Origin of the sequence: Streptomyces lincolnensis (assembly GCF_021173675.1) — a bacterium.
Taxonomy (GTDB): Bacteria; Actinomycetota; Actinomycetes; order Streptomycetales; family Streptomycetaceae; genus Streptomyces; species Streptomyces lincolnensis_B.
Genome location: NZ_JAIHON010000008.1, coordinates 565696 through 589687, shown reverse-complemented (window position 1 = coordinate 589687; position 23992 = coordinate 565696). Strand labels below are relative to the sequence as shown.

Genomic DNA, 23992 nt, shown 5'->3' with positions numbered 1-23992 from the left:
ACTAAATCTGGCGTTGATTTTTGGCACGCTGTTGAGTTCTCAAGGAACGGACGCTTCCTTTGTACTCACCCTCTCGGGCTTTCCTCCGGGCGCTTCCCTTCGGTCTTGCGTTTCCGACTCTATCAGACCGTTTCCGGTTCCGATTTCCTCGGTGCTTTCCAGGTTCCCGCTTCCGCGTTTCCCTTTCCGGCGTTCCCAACATTATCAGAAGTTTTGGGCCGTACTAACCGGCCATCAATTTCCGAGTTCATCAGGAAGGGGGGCTTCTTCGAAATCAAAGTTCTTGGAAGCTGACAGACACTCACTGTCACCGAGCCGGATCTAGCCGAGCTCCAGGCAACTGTTCGAATCTACCTCCCCACTTGCTCCGTGTCAACGGCTCTTGTGGGGCGTGGAAGAGAGTAACAGCTCAGGCGGGCGGTCCGCACATCAGGCGGCCGTGGGTACCGCGGCGCTGCGCTCGGCCTCCTCGACGTCGCCGGTGTCGCCGGTCCGGGCGGCGCGGCCGCCCAGGACGTAGACGTAGGCGAGGAAGGCCAGCTCGGCGAGGATGCCGATGCCGATGCGGGCCCATGTGGGCAGGCCGGAGGGGGTGACGAAGCCTTCGATGGCACCCGAGACGAAGAGGACGAGAGCCAGGCCTATCGCCATGCCCACGGCGGCTCGGCCCTCCTCCGCCAGGGCGGAGCGTCGGGTGCGCGGGCCCGGGTCGATGACCGTCCAGCCGAGCCGTAGACCGGTGCCTGCGGCTACGAAGACCGCGGTCAGTTCGAGCAGGCCGTGCGGAAGGATGAGGCCGAGGAAGGTGTCGAGGCGGCCGGCCGAGGACATCAGGCCGAAGCCGACGCCGATGTTGAGCATGTTCTGGAAGAGGATCCAGAGGACCGGAAGGCCCAGGAAGACGCCCAGTACCAGGCACATGGCAGCGGCCTGGGCGTTGTTCGTCCAGACCTGTGCGGCGAAGGAGGCCGCCGGGTGGGACGAGTAGTAGGTCTCGTACTGGCCGCCCGGGCGGGTGAGCTCCCGGAGTTCGTCGGGCGCCGCGATGGTGGACTGTACTTCGGGGTGGGTGCCGATCCACCAGCCCAGGAGGGCTGCGACGATCGTGGACAGCAGCGCGGTGGGTACCCACCAGTGGCGGGACGTGTAGACGGCGGCCGGGAAGCCGTGGGTCAGGAAGCGTGTGACATCGCGCCAGGAGGCGCGGCGGGTGCCTGTCACGGCACTGCGCGCGCGGGCCACCAGTTGGCTGAGCCGACCGGTCAGCTGCGGGTCGGGAGCGCTGGACTGGATCAGCGAGAGGTGGGTGGCGGTGCGTTGGTAGAGCGCGACGAGTTCGTCGACCTCGGTGCCGGAGAGGCGGCGCTGACGCCGGAGCAGGGCGTCGAGGCGGTCCCACTCGGCACGGTGAGCGGTGACGAAGACGTCGAGGTCCATCGGTTCGGCTGCTCCTCGGCTGGTCGTCGGCGGTCCGTCGCGTGTGTCAGCTTGTCGTACTGCGGCGCGATGCGCCCTCAGCTTGGCAGACTGACTGCTCACAGGGCAGGTCAGGGGAAGGGCGGCGGGCGTGAGTGAGCTGGTGACGGGCGAGGCGGTGGCGCTGGAGTTGCGCCCCGCGAGGCTGCCCAGCAGGGCGTTGGCCGTACTGATCGATCTGGCCGTGGCCATCACCCTCTATGTCGTCGTCACGATCGTTCTGGTGGCTTCCACCGCTTCTCTGGACGAGGCGGCGCAGATCGCGTTGTCGATCGCCGCTTTTCTGCTGGTGCTGGTCGGCGGACCGATAGCGGTCGAGACGCTGAGCCACGGGCGTTCGCTGGGGAAGCTGGCGTGCGGGTTGCGTGTGGTGCGGGACGACGGCGGGCCGATCAGGTTCCGGCATGCGCTGGTGCGCGGTGCGATAGGGACGGTGGAGATCCTGATGACGTTCGGGGTCGTCGCCACCATCGCCTCGCTCGTTTCGGCACGTGGGCGGCGGCTCGGTGATGTCTTCGCCGGGACTCTGGTCGTGCGGGAGCGGATTCCGACGGCGCGGGCCGGGGTCGTGCCTCCCCCGCCGCCGTGGCTGGCCGGGCGTTTCTCGGGGCTCGATCTGTCGGCGGTGCCCGACGGTCTGTGGCTGGCGATCCGCCAGTACCTGACGCGGATGCACCAGTTGGATCCGCGGGTCGGCTGGGCCATGGCGGAGCGTCTGGCCGGCGACCTCGCGGCTCGTACGGGGGCCCCGGCGCCGCAGGGCGTTCCGCCGGCCGCGTACCTGGCCGCGGTGATGCAGGAGCGGCAGGCCAGGGAGGTTCGGCGGGCCTTCGGCGGCGGTGCGGGCGGGGCTACGGCCGCGGGGGCGCCACAGGGCTACGGCGGGCCCTCGCACGGAGCGCCGGGTGGGTATGGACCGCCGTCGGACCGGTCTGCGGGATTTTCTCGGACTGCCGGGCAGGACGTCACGGGTGCCGGTGCCGGTGCGGTAGAGGCTCCGGTCGGGGGTTCGGCGGAGGCGCCGGTCGGAGATCGGTCCGGTGGCCCGGCGGACGAGGGCGGGCCCGCGGTGCCCCGGAGCACGCCGTCTGCCGAGCGGCCGGGGACCGGGTTCGTGCCGCCCGCCTAGCGGGGTGTCGGAGCAGTGGCCTGAGCGTGCTGGTTCCGCTCAGGTGAACGCGGAGGGCGGCGAGTCGAGGTTTTCCAGCTCGATGCCGGGTGCCGCGAGGACGACATCCCCGGCGATGTGAACGGCGTGCTGTTCGCCGGTGTCCAGGGCTGTGACCTGGTATTCCTCCACGGTCAGAGGGCCGTTGTCAGTGGCGTGTGCTTGTCTTCTCAGCAGGGCCCAGGACTGATCCACGGTGCGCGGGGCGAGGACCGGGTCCGTGAAGGCGACGAGGCGTACGCGGGTGGCCGGAGCGGAAGGGGTGAGGCGCAGGAGACGGGTGGTGGCGATGAGGAACGCGGGGGATGTGCCGGTGAAGGCGTGGGCGGCGACGTTGCCTTCTGTGGCGTGTGTCCCGGTCGGGTCTGTGCGGACCCAGGTGACGCCGTCGAGCGCGGCACCGCGCACCTGCCAGCTCGCGGCGTGCAGTTCGAGGCGGAGAGGGCGGCCGAGTTCGTCGAGGGTGAGGTCGACGGAACCGCTGTGCTCGCCCGAGGACGTGGTCAGTTGGGAGACGTAGCGCCAGCCGGACGGGCCGGGGGCGCACTGGAAGTGTTCTTCTGCGAGGGGGGTGTGATCGTGCGGATCGTGGAGCGAATAACGGCCGCGGGGCATGGGGGTCCTGGGTCGTGACGGGCTGGTCGGGCGCCGCGGTGAGCTGGTCCGGCCAAAGGGGCAGGCCCCCGACACGGGGGTGCGGGGGCCTGCCTCGAAGGTCCTGCTGGTGGTGAGCGCGTCGGTGCACCGGCGTGCTCACCCCGGACCGCGGTCCGTACTCAGCGGGTGAGTCCGTGTTCAGCGGGTGAGCCGCTGGGTGACGCGGGCTCGGTCCCGGTGGTGCGGGCTCAGTAGCGGTAGTGGTCCGGCTTGTACGGGCCCTCGACCTCCACGCCGATGTACGCGGCCTGCTCGGGGCGGAGCTGGGTGAGCTTCACGCCGAGCGCGTCCAGGTGGAGACGGGCGACCTTCTCGTCGAGGTGCTTGGGCAGCACGTAGACGCCGGTCGGGTACTCGTCGGGCTTGGTGAACAGCTCGATCTGGGCCAGGGTCTGGTCCGCGAAGGAGTTGGACATCACGAACGACGGGTGACCGGTGGCGTTGCCCAGGTTCAGCAGGCGGCCCTCGGACAGGACGATGAGCACCTTGCCGTCGGGGAACTTCCAGGTGTGGACCTGCGGCTTGACCTCGTCCTTGACGATGCCGGGGATCTTGGCGAGGCCGGCCATGTCGATCTCGTTGTCGAAGTGGCCGATGTTGCCGATGATCGCCTGGTGCTTCATCTTGGCCATGTCCGAGGCCATGATGATGTCCTTGTTGCCGGTCGTGGTGATGAAGATGTCGGCCTTGTCGACGACCTCGTCGAGGGTCGTGACCTGGTAGCCGTCCATCGCCGCCTGGAGGGCGCAGATCGGGTCGATCTCGGTGACGATGACGCGGGCGCCCTGTCCGCGCAGGGACTCCGCGCAGCCCTTGCCCACGTCGCCGTAGCCGAAGACGACCGCGGTCTTGCCGCCGATGAGGACGTCGGTGGCGCGGTTGATGCCGTCGATCAGGGAGTGGCGGCATCCGTACTTGTTGTCGAACTTCGACTTGGTGACGGCGTCGTTGACGTTGATCGCCGGGAACAGGAGGGTGCCGTCGCGCTGCATCTCGTACAGGCGGTGGACACCGGTGGTGGTCTCCTCGGTCACGCCGCGGATCTCGGAGGCGACCTGCGTCCACTTCTGCGGGCTCTCGGCCACCGTGCGGGTCAGCAGCTGGAGGAACACGCCGTGCTCCTCGGACTCGGCGGTCGCGACGTCCGGGACCTTGCCGTCCTTCTCGTACTCGACGCCCTTGTGGACGAGCATGGTGGCGTCGCCACCGTCGTCCAGGATCATGTTCGGGCCGCCGGTGGGGGTGTTCGGCCAGGTCAGCGCCTGCTCCGTGCACCACCAGTACTCCTCCAGGGTCTCGCCCTTCCAGGCGAAGACCGGGATGCCCTGGGGGTTGTCGGGCGTGCCGTTCGGGCCGACGGCGATGGCAGCGGCCGCGTGGTCCTGGGTGGAGAAGATGTTGCAGGACGCCCAGCGGACCTCGGCGCCGAGGGCGGCCAGGGTCTCGATGAGGACGGCGGTCTGCACGGTCATGTGCAGGGAGCCGGTGATGCGGGCGCCGGCCAGCGGCTGTGCCTCGGCGTACTCCTTGCGGATCGCCATCAGGCCGGGCATCTCGTGCTCGGCGAGGGTGATCTCCTTGCGGCCGAAGTCGGCCAGGGAGAGGTCGGCGACCTTGAAGTCCTGTCGGTTCTCGACAGTCGTCATTGCGAGCTGCTCCTCGGGGTTGGGGCGAGGTGGGTACGGCTGGTCTGCGCGGCGGCGGACACAGGGGTGCCCGAAGGAGGACACAGGCATGCCCACGTGCGCGCAGCGCAGTCCGTCGGAGGCCCTCTCTCCCTCGGTCGGTCCGCGGTGGGACCGCCCGACCGCCATCAGCAGCGACGTCTGGCTCCCACCCAAGCTACACCGGCGGGCCCGGACGTCCCCAGTCCCCCTTCGAACTCATCACGCCATCACGGTTTGTGGTGCGGAGTCGAACCGGGAGGCCGGGTGGAGGGGTTCGGGGGCGAGAACAAGACATCGGTGAAGGGGGAAAGAGTGACGGATCGGGAGCGATCAGACCACCGCTAGCAGGGGCTTTTGCGTCTGTGGGGCTGCGGGTAGGTGCGGCAGGATGCGAGGCGATCGGAACCTCTGATCGATCTTGCGGGGCGTCCGGGACGGCGTTCCGCGTGACAAAGGCGTTAGGAGATCGACGTGACCAATCCGGCCGGTCCTCCCCCCACGGGCGGCGGCGATGGCGAGCGCAGGCGGTTGAGGCTGCTGGCGGTGACGGCGTGCCCGACCGGTATCGCCCACACGTACATGGCGGCGGAGAAGCTCGCGCAGGCCGCCGAGAGCCGCGGCATCGAGATGAAGGTGGAGACGCAGGGGTCCATCGGGGCTGAAAACGTCCTCACCGACAACGATGTCAGATCAGCGGACGGCATCATCGTCGCCGCGGACAAGGATGTGGATCTGAGTCGTTTCGTGGGCAAGCGCGTGCTCACGGTCGGCGTGGCCGAGGGGATCCGTCATCCCGAGCGGCTGATCGAGCGGGTGCGGTCGGCGCCGGTGCACGCGGAGGGCGGCGACAGGCCCTCGACGGAGGGCGGCACGGAGCGCGGCGTCGGGTACAAGGCGCTGATGAACGGGGTCAGTTACATGATCCCGTTCGTGGTGGTCGGCGGGTTGTTGATCGCGATCTCGCTCTCGCTGGGCGGTCACACCGACCCCTCCGGTGGTCTGGTCATCCCGAAGGACTCCTTCTGGATGGACGTGAACAACATCGGTGTCATCGGCTTCACGCTGATGGTGCCGATCCTGTCGGGCTACATCGCCCATGCCATCGGGGACCGTCCGGCCCTGGTGCCGGGCATGATCGGCGGGTGGATCGCCAACACCGGTTCGCTCTACGACTCGAAGGCGGGCGCCGGGTTCATCGGGGCGATCGTGACCGGGTTCCTGGCCGGGTATCTGGTGCTCTGGATCAAGAAGGTGAAGGTCCCGAAGTTCGTCCGGCCGATCATGCCGATCATCGTGATCCCGATCGTGGCGACCACGGCTCTCGGACTGTTCTTCATCTACGTCATCGGGAAGCCGATCTCCTGGGTGTTCGAGCATCTGACCAGCTGGCTCAGCGGGATGACGGGCACCAGCGCGATCCTGCTCGGCGCGATTCTGGGACTCATGATCGCGTTCGACATGGGCGGACCGGTCAACAAGACGGCGTTCCTGTTCGGCACGGGGCTGATCGCGACCGGCAACCAGACGGTGATGGGGATGTGCGCGGCCGCGATCCCGGTCATGCCGCTGGGTCAGGGGCTGGCCACGCTGATACGCCGGCGGCTCTACACCGAGCAGGAACGGGAGACCGGTCTCGCCGCGCTGTTCATGGGCTGCTTCGGCATCTCCGAGGGCGCGATCCCGTTCGCGGCGGCACGGCCCGCGCAGGTCATCCCGGCGAACATGCTCGGCGGTGCGGTGGCCGGTGCGATCGCCGGGGTCGCCGGGGTCGAGGACGCGGTGCCGCACGGCGGGCCGATCGTGGCGGTGCTGGGCGCGGTGAGCGGCGTACCGATGTTCTTCGTGGCCGTGGTGATCGGCTCGGTGGCCACCGCGCTGACCACGGTGGCGCTGGTGGACATCGGTGAACGCAGGCGTGGGGGCGGGCAGTCGATCGCCGGTGCGGGCGCGGGTGGGCCCGAGCCCGCGCTCGTCGGGGTCGGTGGCCTCGCGACCGGTGGGAGTGGTGCGCAGGGCGCCGCCGGCGCCGTGGCGCGGCAGGCCGTGGTGGTGAGTTCTTCCGGAGCGGCGGCTGAACCGGCGGAGGCCGGCGGGAGTGGTGAGGGCGTCCTGTCCGGATATCTCACCGAGGAGACCGTGAAGGTCCGGCTGGAGGCGCGGGACAAGGACGGGGCCGTCCGGGAGATGGCGGAGTTGCTCGCGCGGGCCGGCGGGGTCGCCGATGTGGACGAGTTGGTGGCGACCGCGCTGCGGCGTGAGGCGCAGGGCACGACCGGGCTCGGCGAGGAGATCGCGATCCCGCACGCCAAGACGGACGCGGTGACCGCGCCGGTGGTCGGCTTCGCGCGGTCCGCCGAGGGTGTCGAGTGGGGCTCCCTTGACGGTACGAAGGCCAGGCTGGTGTTCATGATCGCCGTACCGGAGGCCGCCGCCGGCGACGAGCATCTGCGGATTCTGGCGTTGTTGTCGCGGAAGTTGGTGGATCCGGACTTCCGGGAGCGGCTCACCGCCGCACCGGACGCAAGAGCCGTCCTCGACGTGCTGAGCGAGATCCGGTGAACAACAGCGGTCGGTAGGCGTCGGCCCGCGCCTCTGACCTGGGGCGCGGGCCCGCACCGGGCGTTCACGGTGAGCCGCTAGTCTCTGCCGGCGCGGAAGGGCCGCGTGGGGAGGGCCGGGCAGTGGGCAAGGCGCGGAAGTTGGGGGTCACGGCGTGGGTGCTGGGGCCGTTGGGACTGCTGTTGGTGATCGGGGCGTTGGCGGCTCTGTGGACGGGCTACCACGGGGCCACGGTGTCGAGCGACAGCATGTCCCCGACGTACACGCAGGGGCAGCAGCTGGTCTACGAGCGCGTCGACGGGACGGAGGTACGCCGCGGGGACGTGGTGCTCTTCACCGCGCCCGAGCGCTATCTCTTCGACGGCCCCGTCATGCAGCGGGTGATCGGCGTGGGCGGTGATCACGTCGTGTGCTGCACCGCCATGGGGACGCCGCAGGAGCGGCTCACCGTCAACGGCAGGCCGCTCGGTGAGTCGTACGTGAAGGACGGCGTCGCCGACGGGATGCGGCGGCCCTACAACGTGCGGGTGCCGCAGGGGCGGCTGTTCCTGCTGGGTGACCACCGGGTGAACTCGATGGACTCCCGGTTCTTCGCCGAGGACCACGAGGGGACGGTGCCTGTCGGTGCGGTACGGGGCCGGGTGACGGACGACTACACCGTGCCGCTGCTGCTCGGTGGGGGCGCGTTGGCCGGGCTCCTGCTCGCGCTGACCGGGCTCGGCCTGGGGATCGCCGCGTTCGCTCTGCGGCGGCGGACGCCGGCCGCGGTGCAACCGCCCTGGCCGACGCAGGTCTGACGACGGCCGACGGGGCCCGCCGGACATTCCGGCGGGCCCCGTGGTCGTACGGCGGGAAGGGGTCAGTGCTCGGCGGGGTGCGATGCCGGTCCGCCGGGGGTGGCCTCGCGGTCGGCGCCCTTGGCGGCCTCGGTCTCGCTGTAGATGTCGGGTTCGAGATAGATCACGCGGGCGATCGGGACGGCCTCGCGGATGCGGGCCTCGGCGGCGTCGATGGCGTTCGCGATCTCGGTGGCCGTGTCGTCGTGCTGGACGGCGATCTTGGCGGCGACGAGCAGTTCCTCGGGGCCGAGGTGGAGCGTGCGCATGTGGATGATGCCGGTGACCGTGTCACCGTCGACGATCGCGGCCTCGATCTTCTGCACCGCGTCGACACCGGCGGCCTCGCCCAGGAGCAGCGACTTGGTCTCGACGGCCAGGACGATCGCGATGAGGATGAGCAGGACACCGATGCAGAGGGTGCCGATGCCGTCCCAGACGCCGTCGCCCGTGGCGAGGGCCAGGCCCACGCCGCCGAGCGCGAGGATCAGGCCGACGAGTGCACCGAGGTCCTCCAGGAGGACGACCGGCAGCTCGGGCGCCTTGGCGTGGCGCACGAACTCCTTCCAGGACTGCCCGCCGCGCAGGGTGTTGGACTCCTCGATGGCCGTCCGGAAGGAGAAGGTCTCGGCGATGATCGCGAAGACCAGGACGCCCACCGGCCAGTACCAGTGCTCGATGTCGTGCGGGTGCTTGATCTTCTCGTAGCCCTCGTAGATGGCGAACATGCCGCCGACCGAGAAGAGGACGATCGAGACGAGGAAGGCGTAGATGTACCGCTCGCGGCCGTAGCCGAAGGGGTGTTGCGGGGTGGCCTCGCGCTGGGCCTTCTTGCCGCCGAGGAGCAGCAGGCCCTGGTTGCCGGAGTCGGCGAGCGAGTGCACGGACTCGGCGAGCATCGACGACGAGCCACTGAAGAGGAACGCCACGAACTTCGCTGCCGCGATCGCGAGGTTGGCTGCGAGTGCCGCCACGATCGCCTTGGTACCGCCTGACGCGCTCATCTGTTCGCGTTGTCCCTTCGCCTTCGTCTGCCCTGCGTACGCCGTCCGGGCCTTTGCCCGGGCTTTGCCGGTGGGCCATTGTTGCAGCCCCGCGGAGGTGCTTCGTGTCAGCTGTCCACAGGCCCGGTCATACGATCACAGTGGCTCGGAAGACCGTGCCCGCACCGGTGACTTCGGTCTTCTCGCCCGCCGGTACGAAGACCGACTGCCCCGGCGACAACTCGTGTTCCCCGGTTCGCACGGAACCTGCCGTGCAGAGCAGGATCTGCGGGGTCGCGCGGGTGAGGTCGTGGGCGGCGGCGCCCTCGGGAAGGACGTACCGGGAGAGCCGGAACTCGTCGATGGGGGTCTCGTAGACCTCTTCACCGTCGGGGGACGCCTCCGGGCGGAGGACTCCGGGGTCGGCGGCCTCGAAGCGGACGATGCGCAGGAGTTCGGGGACGTCGACGTGCTTGGGGGTCAGGCCGCAGCGCAGGACGTTGTCGGAGTTGGCCATGATCTCCACGCCGAGTCCGCTGAGGTAGGCGTGCGGGATGCCGGCGCCGAGGAACAGGGCTTCGCCGGGCTGGAGTCGGACGTGGTTGAGCAGCATGGCCGCGATGACGCCCGGGTCGCCCGGGTAGTGGTGGGCGATGTCGGCATAGGGCGCGTAGTCCCCGCCGAGCCGGGCGCAGGCGGCCGCGGCTGCCGTGACCGTGCGGGACATCTCGTCCGGGTCGGCGGTGAGGACCGCCGTGAGGACCTCGCGCAGGGCGGCGTCCTCGGGGCGGGCGTGCAGGAGATCGACGTACGGCTTGAGGCTGTCGACGTCGAGGCCGGCGAGGAGGCGGGCCGCGTCGGCCGGCGCGCGGAAGCCGCACAGGCCGTCGAACTCGGTGAGCGCGCAGATGAGTTCGGGCTTGTGGTTGGCGTCCTTGTAGTTGCGGTGCCCGGCGTCCACGGGGATGTGGCGGCGCTCCTCGTCCTCGTACCCCGCCTTCGCCTGCTCCAGGTCGGGGTGCACCTGGAGGGAGAGGGGAGCGCCGGCGGCGAGGATCTTCAGGAGGAAGGGCAGGCGGGGGCCGAACCTGGCCACGGCCTTCTCGCCCAACTCCCGTTCCGGGGCGGCCTCGATGACCTCGACGAGGGTGCCGCGCTCCGTGCGGGAGGGTGCGCCCGGGTGGGCGCCCATCCACATCTCCGCCTGCGGTTCACCGGTCGGCTCGACGCCGAGGAGCTGCGGGATCGCGGTGGTCGAACCCCAGGCGTAGGGGCGGATGGTGTTGTCGAGGCGGTCCATCGGGTTCTTTCTGCCGGTTCTCAGTACGTACGACGGTCAGGGCGTCGGGTTTACGACGGTCGGGCGTCGTGTCCACGACGGTCAGGACGTCCTGGGCAAGGTCAGGCCCCCGAGGCGAGCGCCAGGTAAACGGCGGCGAAATCCGTCATGGCGATCAGTTCCGCGAGGGTCTCCAGCTCGCCGCCGGATTCCGGCTCCAGCTCGCTGATCGGTGTGTCGTGGCTGAGGGCCACGTCACGGGCGGTCGGCGCGGCGGTGAGGCCGCCGATCGGACGGTCGCGCAGCAGCACCACGCGCGCGTGCAGGGCGGGCGGCTCCTCCACGCGGTCGCGGAAGAAGTCGTCGGGGTCGGAGCCGGCGGCGAGCGGGCCCGCGAGCAGGGCGCTGTGCGCGGCGAGCGCCTCGGGGAGTTCGGAGACCAGGGCCGGGCGGCCGGAGAGCTCGGCGAGCGCGGCGGCGAAACGGCGTCCCGCGGGGCCGGCGGAGGTGCCCTCGGTCCAGATCACCGGAAGGGCGTCGGCCAGCTCGGAGGCCAGCGTCTTGGCCGGGTTGCTGTAGGTGGCGATCGCGGGCCCACAGCGCTCGGCGATGTGGTCGAGGCGGTCGGCGACCTTGTCCAGGGCGTCGGGCGGGGCGCTGAGCACGCCGGTGCGATCCAGGAGGGCCAGGAGCGGGGTGAGCAGGGCCCACAGGACTCCGGGCGCCGAGGCGGCGAGGGGGGTGGCCTGCTCGTAGGGGGCCGTGGCCATCGGCATGAAGAGGCCGTGGGCGCCCTCCACCGCTTCGGCGAGCGGGGTGCCGGCGGGGGCCACGGCGACGACGGTGCAGCCGCGGCGGTAGGCCGCGTCGGCGAGCAGGGACAGGCCCGGTTCGGTGCCGTCGGGGGTCGCGATCAGGAGCAGGTCGACGGAGCCCGCCCAGCCGGGGAGTTCCCAGCGCAGGGCGCCCGCGGCGGGGGCGACTCCGGTCGGGGCGAGGCGGATGACCGGGCTGCCGGGGCCGGCGAGCGTGCCGAGGAGGTCGGCGGCGCAGATCGCCGCGGCGCCGGGGCCCGCGATGAGGACGGCGCGAGGGCGGCCGTCCGGCTTGAGGTCGTGCACGCCTGCCTCGGCGGCGTGCCGGGCCGCGGTGCGGACGCGGGCACCGGCCTCGGCGGCGCCGCGCAGGAGGCCGCGGTGGTCGGCCTCCGCGAGTGCGGCGGGGGTGTCGAGCAGCGATTCGTCGAGCATGGGCGGCAGCCTCCGGTCGCCGGGTCGTCGGATTCGCGGGGTTCCGGGTTTCCGGGTCGCCAGATGGTCGTCTGTTGCGCGGGCGGCGGGCCTCGTCGGGTCGCGCGGGTGGCGGTCCCGGCGGTTGTTCCTAGGCGGGGCGGCGGGCCTCGTCCACGAGGAGGACGGGGATGCCGTCGCGCACGGGGTACGCCAGGCCGCAGTCCTGGCCGGTGCAGATCAGCTCGGTGTCCTGCTCCTTGAGGGGGGCGTGACAGGCCGGGCAGGCGAGGATCTCCAGGAGGCCGGCTTCGAGCGGCATGGGGGTTCCCTTCGAGGGGCGGTGCGTCTGCTTGTGCGGATGTGCCTGGTCAGGGTACCGCCGGTGGGGGTGGTGTGCGGGGGTTGGGGCGGTCGGGCATGGGTGCGGGTGCGTGGTGGTTGCTGTCTTTGGTTTTCGCCCCCGCCGCCCCTACCCGTCCCGTCCCTGGGGGCTGCGCCCCCAGACCCCCTTATCGGCCCTGAAGGGGCCTCGTCCTCAAACGCCGGACGGGCTGGGAGTGCCGGACGGGCTGGAAGTGCCGGACGGGCTGGGAGTGCCGGACGGGCTGAAACGTCCCCCGGACTCTTGCTCGTCAGCTTCTGATGATGGCGAGCACCTCGTCCCGCACCTTCGTCATCGTCGCCTCGTCCCTCGCCTCGGCGTTGAGGCGGAGGAGTGGTTCGGTGTTGGAGGGGCGGACGTTGAACCACCAGTCGGCGGAGGTGACGGTGAGGCCGTCGAGGGTGTCGAGGGTGATGCCTTCCCGGCCCTCATAGGCGGCTCGGACGGCGGCGAGGCGGTCGGTCTGGTCGGCGACGGTGGAGTTGATCTCGCCGGAGCCCGTGTAGCGGTCGTACTGGGCGACGAGAGCGGAGAGGGGGCCGTCCTGGCCGCCGAGGGCGGCGAGGACGTGGAGGGCGGCGAGCATGCCCGTGTCGGCGTTCCAGAAGTCCTTGAAGTAGTAGTGCGCGGAGTGCTCGCCGCCGAAGATGGCGCCGGCCTTCGCCATCTCGGCCTTGATGAAGGAGTGGCCCACGCGCGTGCGGACCGGTGTGCCGCCGTTCTCCTTGACGACCTCCGGGACGGACCAGGAGGTGATGAGGTTGTGGATGACGATGCCCCGGCCGCCGTTCCTGGCGAGTTCGCGGGAGGCCACCAGGGCGGTGATGGCGGACGGGGAGACCGGGTCGCCGTGCTCGTCGACGACGAAGCAGCGGTCGGCGTCGCCGTCGAAGGCGATGCCGAGGTCGGCGCCCTCCTCGCGGACGCGCTTCTGGAGGTCCACGAGGTTGGCCGGGTCGAGGGGGTTGGCCTCGTGGTTGGGGAAGGTGCCGTCGAGTTCGAAGTACAGGGGCACCAGGTCCAGCGGGAGGCCCTCGAACACCGTCGGGACCGTGTGCCCGCCCATGCCGTTGCCCGCGTCGACGACGACCTTCAGGGGGCGGATGGCGGTCAGGTCGACGAGGGAGCGGAGGTGGGCCGCGTAGTCCGTCAGCGTGTCGCGCCGCGTGATGCCGCCCGTGCCGGCGGCCGGGGCGGGGGCGCCCTCGTCGCTCCACTGTTCGGCCAGCGTACGGATCTCGGCGAGGCCGGTGTCCTGGCCCACCGGGGCGGCTCCGGCGCGGCACAGCTTGATGCCGTTGTACTGGGCCGGGTTGTGGGAGGCCGTGAACATCGCGCCCGGCAGGTCCAGCGCGCCGGAGGCGTAGTACAGCTGGTCGGTCGAGCACAGGCCGATCTCGGTCACGTCGGCGCCCTGGGCGGCCGCTCCGCGCGCGAAGGCCCGCGACAGGCCGGGGGACGAGGGCCGCATGTCGTGCCCGGTCACGATGGCGCTCGCGCCGGTCACCCGGACGAAGGCGGCCCCGAAGAGTTCGGCGAGGGGCTCGTCCCACTGGTCCGGGACGACCCCGCGCACGTCGTACGCCTTCACGAGCTGTGACAGATCAGCGGCCACGGCCAACCTTCCTGAAAGTCCTTTGGTCACCACAAACTACCCGCCGCCACCGACAGCGCGCCGTGTGATCCCCGAGCGGACTCCCGGGCATAACCGGAGGTCAGGACTCCGGACGGCTCAGGGCAGCATCCAGCCCAGCACCGGTGAGCTCTGTCCGACCACGATCAGACACATCACCAGCAGCAGTCCGATGCTCCAGGGCAGCACCTTGCGCAGCAGGTCCCCTTCGCGGCCCGCGAGGCCCACGGCCGCGCAGGCGATGGTGAGGTTCTGCGGGGAGATCATCTTGCCGAGGACGCCGCCCGAGCTGTTCGCGGCGGCCAGCAGCTCCGGGGACAGCCCCGACTCCCGGGCGGCGGTCACCTGCAACGCCCCGAAGAGCGCGTTGGCCGAGGTGTCCGAGCCGGAGACCGCGACCCCGAACCAGCCGAGGACCGGCGACAGGAAGGCGAGCCCGGCTCCCGCCGCCGCCACGAAGTGGCCGATGGTGGCGGCCTGTCCGGAGAGGTTCATGACGTAGGCGAGGGCCAGGACGGAGGTCACGGTGAGGATCGCGAACCTCAACTCGTGGACCGTTGCGGCCCATTCCCTGACCGCCACGCGCGCGTGTACGCCGAGAACGACCGCCGTGAGGATGCCCGCGAGCAGGACGAGCGTGCCGCCGGTGGACACGATCGGCCAGCTGAAGACGTTGGCGCCGACCGGATCGCCGTCGGCGTTCACGACGTCCAGGAAGGGCCAGTCGTAGGTCTGTGTGGTCCTGGCCAGCCAGTCCTTGACCGCCGGGATCTGGGCGACAGAGAAGATCACGACGATCAGCGCGTACGGGGCGTAGGCGCGCACGACCTCGCCGCGCGGGTCGGCCTCGTCCAGGTCCTCGCTGCGCGCTCCGGTCAGCACGGCCGCGCGCACGGGTTCGGCGACGGGCCTGCGTGCCTGCGGTACGGCGACCAGGGCGCCCGCGCCGGCCAGGGCGGCCCCGATGTCGGCGAGTTGGGCGGAGACGTAGTTGGAGGCGGCGAACTGGGCGACGGCGAAGGCGATTCCGCACGCCAGGGCGGGCACCCAGGTCTCGCGCAGGCCGCGCCGCCCGTCCACCAGCCAGACCAGGACCAGGGGCACCACCAGGGCCAGCAGCGGGGTTTGACGGCCCACCACGGACGCCACGGTGTCCAGGGGCAGTTCGGTGACCTGGGAGAGGGTCACGACGGGCGTGCCCATCGCTCCGAAGGCGACCGGCGCGGTGTTGGCGACCAGGGCGACGACCGCGGCGCGCACCGGCTCGAAGCCCAGCGCCACGAGCATGACCGAGCAGATCGCGACGGGCGCCCCGAAGCCGGCGAGGGCCTCCAGGAGGGCACCGAAGCAGAAGGCGACGACCAGGGCCTGGATGCGCGGGTCGTCGGAGAGCCCTCCGAAGGAGCGGCGCAGGATGTCGAAGTGCCGGGTGCGGACCGTCATCCGGTACACCCACAGGGCGTTGACGACGATCCACAGGATGGGGAAGAGGCCGAAGACGGCTCCCTGGGCGGCACTGGAGAGCGTCTGGTCCAGCGGCATGCCGTACGCGAGCCAGGCGACCAGAGCGGCCGCCAGGAGGCCTGTGAGGCCCGCCAGGTGCGCCTTCAGGCGGACGCCGCCGAGCAGGACGAGGACGATCACCAGGGGCAGGGCCGCCACCAGGGCCGACAGGCCGAGTGAGCCGGCGACGGGTTCCAGTTCCTGGACGTACACGGGCGCCTCCCCGATCCGTCGGTCCCGCTCCCCCGCCCATTCCGTCATGCGGAAAGCGATTTCTCGTTTCGGCTTACGGAATGGTCGTGTCCGCGCCAACGACGCGTCAATGGGCGTGCGCCACTGAGTGGAACGTGCACGAAATACACACGCACGAGCGGGCGTCGCCCGTCAGTTGTCCGGCGAGCGCAGTACCCGCAGGTGGCCGCGGCGTGCGACCTCCCTGGGGTCCGCCGCCCGCGCCCCGCCACCGCCGGCCGCGCGCTCCTGGGGACGGGCCGCCTCGCGCACCGCGTTGGCGAGCGCTTCCAGATCGTCGCCGCTGGGCCGGGCCGGGGCCGAGCCGTCGAGCAGGCGGACGACCTCCCACCCGCGCGGGGCGGTGAGGCGCTCGGAGTGCTCGGCGCACAGGTCGTAGCAGTGGGGTTCGGCGTAGGTGGCGAGCGGGCCGAGGACCGCGGTCGAGTCGGCGTAGACGTACGTCAGCGTCGCGACGGCGGGACGGCCGCAAGCGGTGCGCGAACAGCGACGTACAGGGCTCACGACGTTGGACGGTACCGCACTCTTGAGCGGGCCGCGACGACTCTCCCCCAGGTCACTCCACCGTGTCGTGCTGTGAAACGCCCCACACGCATCTCCGGTCACACGGCGCTGACCAGGGCGGACACCCGCGTCTGAGGCGTCGAACGGTCCTGTGCCCGATCACCACTCGGTACAAACCCTGTCAATTGCCTTGAGGTCGACGGTCTCGGAGAGATACGAAATCGAGCCCAACCTTGGCTGGAATGATCAACTGCCGACATGCCGTACGGGTGGACGGACGTCGTTCACCCTGCCGCGTGGGGGCCGGGCGGCCGGCTGCGGCGAGGACTACGCTTCACCAGTGATGGACAACCCCGTACCGCCCCGCGCCCTCGGCCCCGGGCCCCGCCGCCGTGATCGCCACGGGCGGGGCATGCGCGGCCCGATCGCCCCGCCGCAGGTGCCGCTCGCCGCGAGCCGTTCCGATGTGTTCGCGGATCTGGTGCAGGACTCCGTGGAGCGGCTGGAGCGGCGGTGGCCGCAGCTCGCCGACATCGATTTCCTGGTTCTGGAGGTGCCGCGGCTGGACGGGCCGGGGCAGGAGTGGAACGACGAGGCGGTGCCCCTGGGCGGCACGGTTCCCTCTCGGGAGGGACGGCCGGCCCGGGTGATCGTGTATCGGCGGCCGGTGGAGATCCGCACCAAGGGGCGGGACGAGCGGGCCGCGCTGGTGCACGAGGTCGTGGTGGAGCAGGTCGCCGAGGTGCTGGGACTGACTCCGGAGACGGTGGACCCGCGGTACGGGGAGGACTGAGCCGCCGGGGCCTCGGCGGCACGCCCGCCCGCGCCGCGAGCGCACCGACCGGCTACTTCTGGAGCACTTCCAGATCCTGGTCCGCCTCCGGTACCGCCACCGTGCCCCGGTCGTCCGGGAGGGTCTGGATGGTGAAGCCGGAGACGCCGTCCTCGGTGGCCGCGAGGGTTCGGGCGGCGTAGACGGGGCCTCCGGAGAGGGGCTCGACGGTCAGGGCGTAGGTGCCCTTGAGGCCGCTCGGGACCGGGGCGTCGACGTTCTCCGTGGTGCCCGCCTTGATGGTGAAGGTCTTGGAGACGGCCGTGCCGCCGTCGCTGCCCGCCGAGGCGGTGACCTTGACCTTCGCGGCGCGGGTGGGGGCGACGAGGGAGAGCGTGGTGCCCTTGGCGCTGTTGTCGGCGACCGTCGCGCGCGTGCCCACGGGAGCCGTGGCCGGGATGAACGCCGTCTCCTGGTCGGCGCCCTTGCCGCGGACGACCCGCAGGGCGGCGACGACCGGGACGGACTGGTCGGTCGGGGTGAGGATCAGGGAGCCGGCCTCGCCGCGGGTGAGGTCGCCGAGGTCGACGGCGGTCGTCATGCCAGCCTTGACGTGCAGTGTCTCGTTGCCGGCGGGGGTGATCGCGCCGGACGGTGAGGCGAGGCGGACCTTCAGGTCGGCGTCGGAGTCTCCGGGCGTGAAGGCGACCAGGCGTACGGCGGTGGCGTCCTTGGGGATGCCGGGCAGGACCAGACTGGGCGCCGGGTCGGTGGACGCGGCCAGCCAGTCGCCGCCGAGCCGGTCGTCCAGCGCCTGTACGGCGGCGCCGACGCGTCCGCTGCGGACGTTCACATGGACGGTGAGGTTCTCCTGCTTCTCGTCCGTGAGCGTGGACAGCAGGACCGGCTCGCTGGAGTGCGGCTGGACCGTGATGCCCTCCCCCACCGAGGAGTCGATGGCGCCGTCCTGGCCGTAGAGCTCGATGTCGACGACGGCGGCGGAGTCGTCGGGGTTCGTCAGGTGCACGTAGTCGGTGCGGTCGGCGGCCGTGCTGGCACCGGGGAACCAGAACTCGGTGTCCGGAGCGGTGCAGTTGACGCCCTGGAGGCCGCGGCCGGTGCCCGCGGCGACCTCGGTGGTCTCCTGGAGGGCCCAGCCGGGCGCGAACTTGCCCTCGGCGGTGCCGAGGAGTGCGGGGGTGTCGCCGCCGGAGGCGTCCCCGGTGACCGGGGTGCCGGGCTCCTTCGGGGTCAGGACCGGCTTCTCGGTCTTCTTCTTGCTCTTGTCGCCACTGTCCCCGCCGCCGCCCTCCGCCGACTGCTCGGTGGCGGGCCGGAGTTCGGCCCTGCCCTCGCCTCCGGTGCCCTTCGTGACGGGCGTGAAGGAGGTGTACGACGTCTCGGCCAGGTCGGAGATGCTGGGCGCCGGGCACATCAGGCTCGTGCGCTCCACGGGCAGTTCGGCGGCCGCCTTGGCGGTGTCGGTGCCGGCGGCGTCCGGTGAGCTGAGCGTGGCGAACCCCGTGACGGCGGCGAGCGCGGCGGTGCCGACGATCAGGGACAGGGTGGTGCGCTTCACTGCTGACTCCCGTCGGGGCGCTCACTGCCGGGGCCGTCGGGGTGCGACCGCGCCGGGTCGTACGTGGGGTCGTAGCCCTGGCCCTGGTCGTAGCTCTCGCCCTGGTCGTAGCCCTGCTGCTGGTACTGCTGGTCGTAGCCCTGGTCGTACGGCGCCTGCGGGGACTGGCCGTTGTAGGCGTACGGGTCGTACTGGCCGCCCTGGTAGGGGTCCGCCTGGTAGGGCTGCTGGTCGTAGCCGCCCGCCTGGTACTGCTGGGGGGCCTGCTGGTACTGGTCGTTGCCGTAGCCGCCGTACTCGGCGCCCGCGTAGCTCGGGGTCTCACCCCACTCGCCGTAGGGCTGCTGCTGGGGTACGGCGGCGGGGACCTGCTCCGGCGGAGGCGGGAACTCGTCGGGCCTGACGCCCTCTTCGGCCTCGGCCTCGGCCTGGGCGCGCAGGCGGCGGGCGCGGCGGCCCTCGCCGGCGACGGCCTGGGCGGGGACGGACGGCTCCTCGGGGAGGTCGTCGTCGACGTCTCGGCGGCGGCCGGGCAGGGCCAGCACCACGAGGACGACGGCGAGGGCGCCCTGGGTCCACAGCCAGACGGTGTGGGTGAACGGGGCGTCGAAGGTGACGTCCAGTCTGCCGCCGGTGGCGGGGAGTTCGAAGCCCTGGGCCCAGCCGTCGACCGTGGTGCGGGTGAGCGGTTTGCCGTCCAGGGTGGCCGTCCAGCCCTCGGCTGCGGTGTCGGCGAGGCGCAGGACACGGCCGTCGGCGCCGGCGGGGATCGTGGTGTGGATGTCGACGGGTCCTGCGGCCACGGGCTGCGGATCGCCGGACCCGGTGGTGATCACGGCACGGGCGACCTCGCTGTCGATGCGCCACAGTCCGCTGCCGTCCTGCTGGCTGAGCCGGGACAGGCCGGGTGTGGCGTCCAGGACGCGGGTGACCTCGCGGGGCGCGCCCTTGTGGACGAGGACGTAGCGCACGGCGAACTTGCCGAGCTGGTCGGCCTGGTCGGCGCCGGAGCCGGCCACGAGGTTGGCGACGACCTTGTCGAGGGCGCTGTTCTCGCCGTCGGCCGCGGCGATCTCGGCGTCGCCGAGGCGGGCGCCGGAGCCGCGCACCAGCATGTAGCCGACGTGGGCGGCGGAGTCGCTGTCGAGGACGAGGGTGCGGGCCTGGTCGCGGGTGCCGCTCTCCTCAGCGACGAACGCGGGCACCTGGGTGGGGTCGCGCCGTTCCAGCGGGCCGTCGGCGCCGCCGATCATCCAGCCGGCGGCGACGAGCAGCGGGCCCGCGGCCGAGGCGAAGGCGATCAGGGCGGCGACCGGCTGGCGCCAGCCGAAGCTCTGCTCGGCCACCCGCGCGCGTGCTCCGTCGGCGCCGAGGACGGCGGCGGCCAGGAGCGCGAGGCCGTAGACGAGGGTCGCGGGTCCGGCCCAGGCGGAGTTGTTGGACAGGACCGCGAAGACGAGGCCCACCAGAGCGGCGGCCCAGGCGGTCCAGATGCCGAACTGCCGCTCGGAGCGCAGCAGGGCGGACAGCGCGGCCAGGACGACACCGATGAGCATCAGTCCGCTGACCGTGCCGGGGCCGCCGGGGCTGATGCCGAGCAGGTCCACGGCGGAGGCCGCCGAGGCGCCGTACTCCAGGCCGGCTTCCTCGAAGAAGCCGAACGGCAGGAGCGACAGCGACCAGGGGGCGAGGATCAGCAGGGGGGTGCCGAGCTGGGCCAGGAAGCGCAGGCCGTAGGGGGTGATCTCGGCGCGGCGGACGGCCAGCAGGGCGATGCCGAGGACCAGCGCGATGGGCCACACGATCGGCGTGAACGCGGTGGTGACGGTCAGCAGCAGGGCGTAGGCCCAGGTGGCACGCCAGCTGCCGCGTGTGCCGGAGGAGTTCGCCAGGCCGCTGGCCGCGATGCCCGCGCGCGCCATGAGCGGCAGCAGGACGGCGAGGACGGCGGTGCCGAGTCGGCCGCCGGCGAGTGCGCCGGTGGCGGCGGGCAGGAAGGCGTAGACGACGGCCCCCCAGGCGCGCAGCAGGCGGGACTCGACGAGCGGCCGGGAGGCGAAGTAGGCGGCGAGACCGGCCAGCGGTACCGAGCAGACCAGCAGCACGGTGATCGCGAGGCCGGTCGAGCCGAACAGCACGGAGGCGAGCATCGCGACGATCGCCAGGTACGGCGGCGCGGCGGGGGTGCCGCCGGCGCCCACCGCGTGCCAGGCGTCCAGGTAGCGCGACCACAGCTCGCCGGAGTCGGCGGGCGCGGGCAGCAGGGCGCCGCCCGCGAGCGCGCCGGAGCCGAGCAGGGCGCGGCAGGCGACCAGGGAGACGAGCAGCAGCACCAGGAAGAGCACCGGGCCCGGCTTGCGGGCGATGCGCTTGAGGCGGGCGAACTGTTCGATCTCCAGGAAGTCGGCGTCGTCGCCGCCGGGGCCGGACTCGATGCCGCCGCCGTGCCGTCCGGCGCCGGAGGTGACCTCCGGGTCGGAGCTGCCGAAGAGGCTGCCCGCGGCCTGTTCCACGGTGGCCCGCACGGTCGCGCCGGGCGGCGGGAACAGCGCGCGTGTCTCCTCCTTGTCGAGGGCGGACGTCCCGCGCTTGCGGCGCCCGGCGAGGATCCGCTCGGGCCGCAGCAGGGTGCCCATGAGGCCGCGGATCTCGTCGACGGCCTGGCCGGGGACCTTGCCGACGAGATAGGCGACGGTCCGCAGCACGGTGCCGACCATCACGCGCAGCAGCACCCAGGGCAGCAGGGCCGTGCGGCTGTTGACGAGCAGGGTGTAGACGGCACCGGCCTTGTCGACCTTGTGCGGGGAGGCGGTGGTGCGGCCCGCGCAGTCGACGGTGCGCCGCTCGCGCGAGGCGGCCTCGGCGTGCCGGACGACGGCGTCGGGGGCGATCAGGACGCGGTAGCCGGCCGCGTGGGCGCGCCAGCACAGGTCGACGTCGTCGCGCATGAGGGGCAGGCGGCGGTCGAAGCCGCCGAGCTGTTCGAAGACGTCGCGCCGGATGAGCATGCCGGCGGTGGAGACCGACAGCACCGCGCGGACGTGGTCGTGCTGGCCCTGGTCCTGTTCGCGGCGGTCCAGGCCGGTCCAGCGGCGCCCGGAGTGGGCGATGGTGACGCCGACCTCCAGCAGCTGCCTGCGGTCGTACCAACCGCGGAGCTTGGGGCCGACGACGGCGACGTCGGAGCGGCCCAGCTCGTATTCGTTGTCCACGACGCGCAGCAGCTGGGCCAGGGCGTCGGGTTCGGGGGCGCAGTCGTCGTGCAGCAGCCACAGCCACTGGACCGGCTCTCCGTGCGGGAGCTCGGGCAGGTCGTAGGCGTCGTCGCGCCAGGTGCGGGTGACCGGGTCCCAGCCGCTGGGCCGCTTCAGGTAGGGCAGGTCGTCCGGGGTGAGGACGGGGGCGGTGCGGCCCGCCTCCTCGACGGCCTGGCCGAAACCGGTGCGCCGGGCCAGGTGCAGCACCCGGTCGGCGCCGAGGGCGTCGGTGACCAGCTGGGCGGAGGTGTCCGCGCTGCCGGTGTCGGCGCCCATGGCGAACTGCACGGGGCGCTCCTGGCCGAGCAGCCCGGCGAGCGCGTCGGGCAGCCAGCGGGCGCCGTCGTGGGAGACGAGCACCGCGGTCACCACATGACGTGGGAACTCGGGTGGGCGAGTCGGGTCAAACGCCGCTGTGGCAGCTGTGTCGTGACGCGCTGCCGTGTGGCTGTGCACGGACATCGAGGTACGGGCCCCGGTTCGGTGGACTGCGGTGGACGCCTGTGCCCGCTGGGGGCGGCGAGGCGTCTCGGACGAGCGACCACACTATCGGCTGGGCATGAAGGAGGCCCGCCGCCTGTGGACAACCACCTGCGACGGGCCTTTCGTGAACGGACGTATGTGCGGACGTGCGCCTCTCGGAGCCACGACTCCGCCGGAGCCGCGGCTCAGACCGCGGCCTTCTTCAGCCGGCGGCGTTCGCGCTCGGACAGCCCGCCCCAGATACCGAATCTCTCGTCGTTGGCCAGGGCGTACTCAAGGCACTCGGAGCGGACCTCACAGGCGAGACAGACCTTCTTGGCCTCCCGGGTGGAACCGCCCTTCTCGGGGAAGAAGGACTCGGGATCGGTCTGGGCGCACAGCGCGCGCTCCTGCCAGCCGAGTTCCTCGTCCGCGTCGTCGACCAGCAGTTGCTGCACCGTCTCGGTCATGTGCGCCCCTCGTCTGTCTACTCGCGTCCCCGTGATGTGGCCGTTACCGATTTCGGCTGAACGACACGAGTGAAATTACAAGTGTGCTGCTCCGGGCGAGTCAAGCCGAGATCTGCTATTGGGCCCCTTATTCACTCTGCGGAACCAAGGCCTTGCGGAAAGTGTTCAAATCGGCATAAACCTTGACACACAGACGAGGGCCGGAGGGTTCCCCGTCCCACACACGGCCTCTTTCGACCCTGTACGAAGAAGGACGCCCAGACGTTCGATCCCGTTGCGCCCCGTCCGCCGAAGCGAAACTGATCACAGTCGGATCACGGATCGCGCCGGGGTCGTGCGCCCGGTTGTGCCCTTGTGTCCCGGCCACCCCATGAACAAACCTTTCGCCTCGGAGATGAACCGGATGAGGTGAAACCTGTCCCACTTACCGGGTGCCGAGTTGACAGTGAAGGTATGAACCGATGTCCTTGTGGGCATGCTCGCGAACTTGGCACTCACCTCGACCCGCTCCGCCGGGTCCCTCGGTGCTGCCCACGCTCGCTGTAGCTGTTGTTGCTGTCCCAGCTGTTGAGCCCAACGCGCTCCGGCTGCCTCTGAGTCCACCGCGACTCGGCTGCTTGTTCCCACGCCCGGACCAGGGCACCTCTGTCTCCCGTGACCCGGGCGGACGGTACGCGACACCCAGCCAGCCCCCACTCTTCCGCCTCTTCCGCCGAGGAACCACCGCACTCCATGAACAGCGACAGCGACCTCCAGATCGCCGGCGACATCCTCGAAGTCCCGCATCTGCTCCAGGCCCCCCGCGAGCACCCGGCCACCGTCGCCGACTTCGTCGGCCTGGCGCGCTCCATCGCCGCCGACCGCTCCCGGTGGGAGCACCTCGTCCGCTACGACGCGACCACCCGCTGGTACCACCGGCTGCGCACGGGCCCCGGCTACGAGGTGTGGCTGCTGTCCTGGGTGCCGGGTCAGGGCAGCGGGCTGCACGACCACGGCCGCTCCTCCGGTGTCCTGACCGTCCTGGAGGGCACGCTGACCGAGCGGACCGAGCGGGGCACGCGCGCGTTGGGGGCGGGCGCGCAGCGGGTCTTCGCGCCGGGGTATGTGCACGAGGTGGTCAACGACGCGCTGGAACCGGCCATAAGCCTGCACGTGTACTACCCGGGGCTGACGGAGATGCCGATGCTCCCCCAGTCTCAACTTCGTTCGACCGGGGGGACCCCCATGACCTGCGCCGGCCGTGAGGCGCACGACGAGGTCGACGTCGTGACCGCCTGAGGCACGAGGGCAGCGTGGCCGTGACCGACTGACACGTTGTCGT

The 23992-nt window shown here is 71.4% G+C and carries 19 protein-coding genes; 6 read left to right on the top strand and 13 right to left on the bottom strand.

Annotated features, from left to right (window positions below; all coding sequences use genetic code 11):
- On the top strand, positions 1-294 hold a 294-nt coding region (locus K4B79_RS26465), incomplete at its 5' end, for a hypothetical protein (protein WP_232029404.1).
- Between the two features lie 135 nt (positions 295-429).
- On the opposite strand, the gene K4B79_RS26460 is transcribed toward K4B79_RS26465, so the two are convergent.
- Positions 430-1437: a stage II sporulation protein M gene (locus tag K4B79_RS26460; protein WP_232029403.1), complete on the bottom strand. Its 1008-nt coding sequence runs from the start codon at positions 1435-1437 to the stop codon at positions 430-432.
- 130 nt (positions 1438-1567) lie between these two features.
- Between K4B79_RS26460 and K4B79_RS26455 the strand changes: the two genes are divergently transcribed.
- Complete coding sequence (locus tag K4B79_RS26455) at positions 1568-2605, top strand: RDD family protein (RefSeq protein WP_232029402.1); 1038 nt, start codon at positions 1568-1570, stop codon at positions 2603-2605.
- Positions 2606-2644: 39 nt separating this feature from the next.
- On the opposite strand, the gene K4B79_RS26450 is transcribed toward K4B79_RS26455, so the two are convergent.
- Both K4B79_RS26450 and ahcY read right to left on the bottom strand, forming a co-directional pair.
- The gene (locus K4B79_RS26450) at positions 2645-3259 is read right to left on the bottom strand and encodes a hypothetical protein (RefSeq protein ID WP_232029401.1); all 615 of its coding nucleotides are present in this window, start codon (positions 3257-3259) and stop codon (positions 2645-2647) included.
- A 230-nt stretch (positions 3260-3489) separates the two neighbouring features.
- Positions 3490-4947, bottom strand: a complete 1458-nt coding sequence (gene ahcY, locus K4B79_RS26445) for an adenosylhomocysteinase (RefSeq protein WP_232029400.1) — start codon at positions 4945-4947, stop codon at positions 3490-3492.
- A 492-nt stretch (positions 4948-5439) separates the two neighbouring features.
- Between ahcY and K4B79_RS26440 the strand changes: the two genes are divergently transcribed.
- Together K4B79_RS26440 and lepB are read left to right on the top strand one after the other, a co-directional pair.
- A complete protein-coding gene (locus tag K4B79_RS26440) occupies positions 5440-7527 on the top strand; it encodes a fructose-specific PTS transporter subunit EIIC (RefSeq protein ID WP_308280505.1) in 2088 nt (695 codons plus the stop codon).
- 122 nt (positions 7528-7649) lie between these two features.
- Positions 7650-8324 carry a signal peptidase I gene (gene lepB, locus K4B79_RS26435; protein WP_232029399.1) on the top strand — a complete coding sequence of 225 codons (675 nt, stop codon included), beginning with the start codon at positions 7650-7652 and terminating at the stop codon, positions 8322-8324.
- Between the two features lie 62 nt (positions 8325-8386).
- On the opposite strand, the gene K4B79_RS26430 is transcribed toward lepB, so the two are convergent.
- The 7 genes from K4B79_RS26430 to K4B79_RS26400 all read right to left on the bottom strand — a co-directional run bounded on the left by K4B79_RS26430 (position 8387) and on the right by K4B79_RS26400 (position 16131).
- Entirely contained in the window at positions 8387-9367 is a 981-nt protein-coding gene (locus tag K4B79_RS26430; RefSeq protein WP_232029398.1) for a cation diffusion facilitator family transporter, read from the bottom strand.
- A 127-nt stretch (positions 9368-9494) separates the two neighbouring features.
- Entirely contained in the window at positions 9495-10646 is a 1152-nt protein-coding gene (gene manA, locus K4B79_RS26425; protein ID WP_232029397.1) for a mannose-6-phosphate isomerase, class I, read from the bottom strand.
- Positions 10647-10747: 101 nt separating this feature from the next.
- On the bottom strand, positions 10748-11875 hold the full coding sequence (locus tag K4B79_RS26420) for an SIS domain-containing protein (protein ID WP_232029396.1): 1128 nt from the start codon (positions 11873-11875) through the stop codon (positions 10748-10750).
- A gap of 130 nt (positions 11876-12005) precedes the next feature.
- Entirely contained in the window at positions 12006-12176 is a 171-nt protein-coding gene (locus K4B79_RS26415) for a Trm112 family protein (RefSeq protein ID WP_007382472.1), read from the bottom strand.
- 313 nt (positions 12177-12489) lie between these two features.
- Positions 12490-13854 carry a phosphomannomutase/phosphoglucomutase gene (locus K4B79_RS26410; protein ID WP_232029395.1) on the bottom strand — a complete coding sequence of 455 codons (1365 nt, stop codon included), beginning with the start codon at positions 13852-13854 and terminating at the stop codon, positions 12490-12492.
- Between the two features lie 117 nt (positions 13855-13971).
- Positions 13972-15588, bottom strand: a complete 1617-nt coding sequence (locus K4B79_RS26405; RefSeq protein WP_232029433.1) for an L-lactate permease — start codon at positions 15586-15588, stop codon at positions 13972-13974.
- Positions 15589-15759: 171 nt separating this feature from the next.
- Positions 15760-16131 carry a DUF3499 domain-containing protein gene (locus tag K4B79_RS26400; RefSeq protein WP_374208513.1) on the bottom strand — a complete coding sequence of 124 codons (372 nt, stop codon included), beginning with the start codon at positions 16129-16131 and terminating at the stop codon, positions 15760-15762.
- Positions 16132-16474: 343 nt separating this feature from the next.
- On the opposite strand from K4B79_RS26400, the gene K4B79_RS26395 reads away from it, so the two are divergent.
- Positions 16475-16924 (top strand): metallopeptidase family protein, encoded by a 450-nt coding sequence (locus tag K4B79_RS26395; protein ID WP_232029394.1) that lies wholly within the window; start codon positions 16475-16477, stop codon positions 16922-16924.
- A gap of 52 nt (positions 16925-16976) precedes the next feature.
- Here the strand turns inward: K4B79_RS26395 and K4B79_RS26390 are convergent, their stop codons facing one another.
- From K4B79_RS26390 to K4B79_RS26380, 3 genes are all read right to left on the bottom strand, one after another.
- Entirely contained in the window at positions 16977-18482 is a 1506-nt protein-coding gene (locus tag K4B79_RS26390; protein ID WP_232029393.1) for a DUF5719 family protein, read from the bottom strand.
- Positions 18479-22201 (bottom strand): glycosyltransferase, encoded by a 3723-nt coding sequence (locus K4B79_RS26385; RefSeq protein ID WP_232029392.1) that lies wholly within the window; start codon positions 22199-22201, stop codon positions 18479-18481. Before K4B79_RS26385 ends, K4B79_RS26390 begins: the two co-directional genes overlap by 4 nt.
- 206 nt (positions 22202-22407) lie before the next feature.
- Positions 22408-22671 (bottom strand): WhiB family transcriptional regulator, encoded by a 264-nt coding sequence (locus tag K4B79_RS26380; protein ID WP_010034659.1) that lies wholly within the window; start codon positions 22669-22671, stop codon positions 22408-22410.
- A gap of 732 nt (positions 22672-23403) precedes the next feature.
- On the opposite strand from K4B79_RS26380, the gene K4B79_RS26375 reads away from it, so the two are divergent.
- Positions 23404-23949, top strand: a complete 546-nt coding sequence (locus K4B79_RS26375) for a cysteine dioxygenase (RefSeq protein WP_232029391.1) — start codon at positions 23404-23406, stop codon at positions 23947-23949.
- Positions 23950-23992 lie beyond the last annotated feature (43 nt).

Excerpts from the sequence above, each read along its gene's own strand:
- K4B79_RS26450 (WP_232029401.1), bottom strand. The coding sequence starts at position 3,259 with ATGCCCCGCGGCCGTTATTCGCTCCACGATCCGCACGATCACACCCCC.
- K4B79_RS26385 (WP_232029392.1), bottom strand. The coding sequence starts at position 22,201 with ATGTCCGTGCACAGCCACACGGCAGCGCGTCACGACACAGCTGCCACA.
- manA (WP_232029397.1), bottom strand. The coding sequence starts at position 10,646 with ATGGACCGCCTCGACAACACCATCCGCCCCTACGCCTGGGGTTCGACC.
- K4B79_RS26430 (WP_232029398.1), bottom strand. The coding sequence starts at position 9,367 with ATGAGCGCGTCAGGCGGTACCAAGGCGATCGTGGCGGCACTCGCAGCC.
- K4B79_RS26375 (WP_232029391.1), top strand. The coding sequence starts at position 23,404 with ATGAACAGCGACAGCGACCTCCAGATCGCCGGCGACATCCTCGAAGTC.
- K4B79_RS26460 (WP_232029403.1), bottom strand. The coding sequence starts at position 1,437 with ATGGACCTCGACGTCTTCGTCACCGCTCACCGTGCCGAGTGGGACCGC.
- K4B79_RS26420 (WP_232029396.1), bottom strand. The coding sequence starts at position 11,875 with ATGCTCGACGAATCGCTGCTCGACACCCCCGCCGCACTCGCGGAGGCC.
- K4B79_RS26395 (WP_232029394.1), top strand. The coding sequence starts at position 16,475 with ATGGACAACCCCGTACCGCCCCGCGCCCTCGGCCCCGGGCCCCGCCGC.
- K4B79_RS26415 (WP_007382472.1), bottom strand. The coding sequence starts at position 12,176 with ATGCCGCTCGAAGCCGGCCTCCTGGAGATCCTCGCCTGCCCGGCCTGT.
- ahcY (WP_232029400.1), bottom strand. The coding sequence starts at position 4,947 with ATGACGACTGTCGAGAACCGACAGGACTTCAAGGTCGCCGACCTCTCC.
- K4B79_RS26380 (WP_010034659.1), bottom strand. The coding sequence starts at position 22,671 with ATGACCGAGACGGTGCAGCAACTGCTGGTCGACGACGCGGACGAGGAA.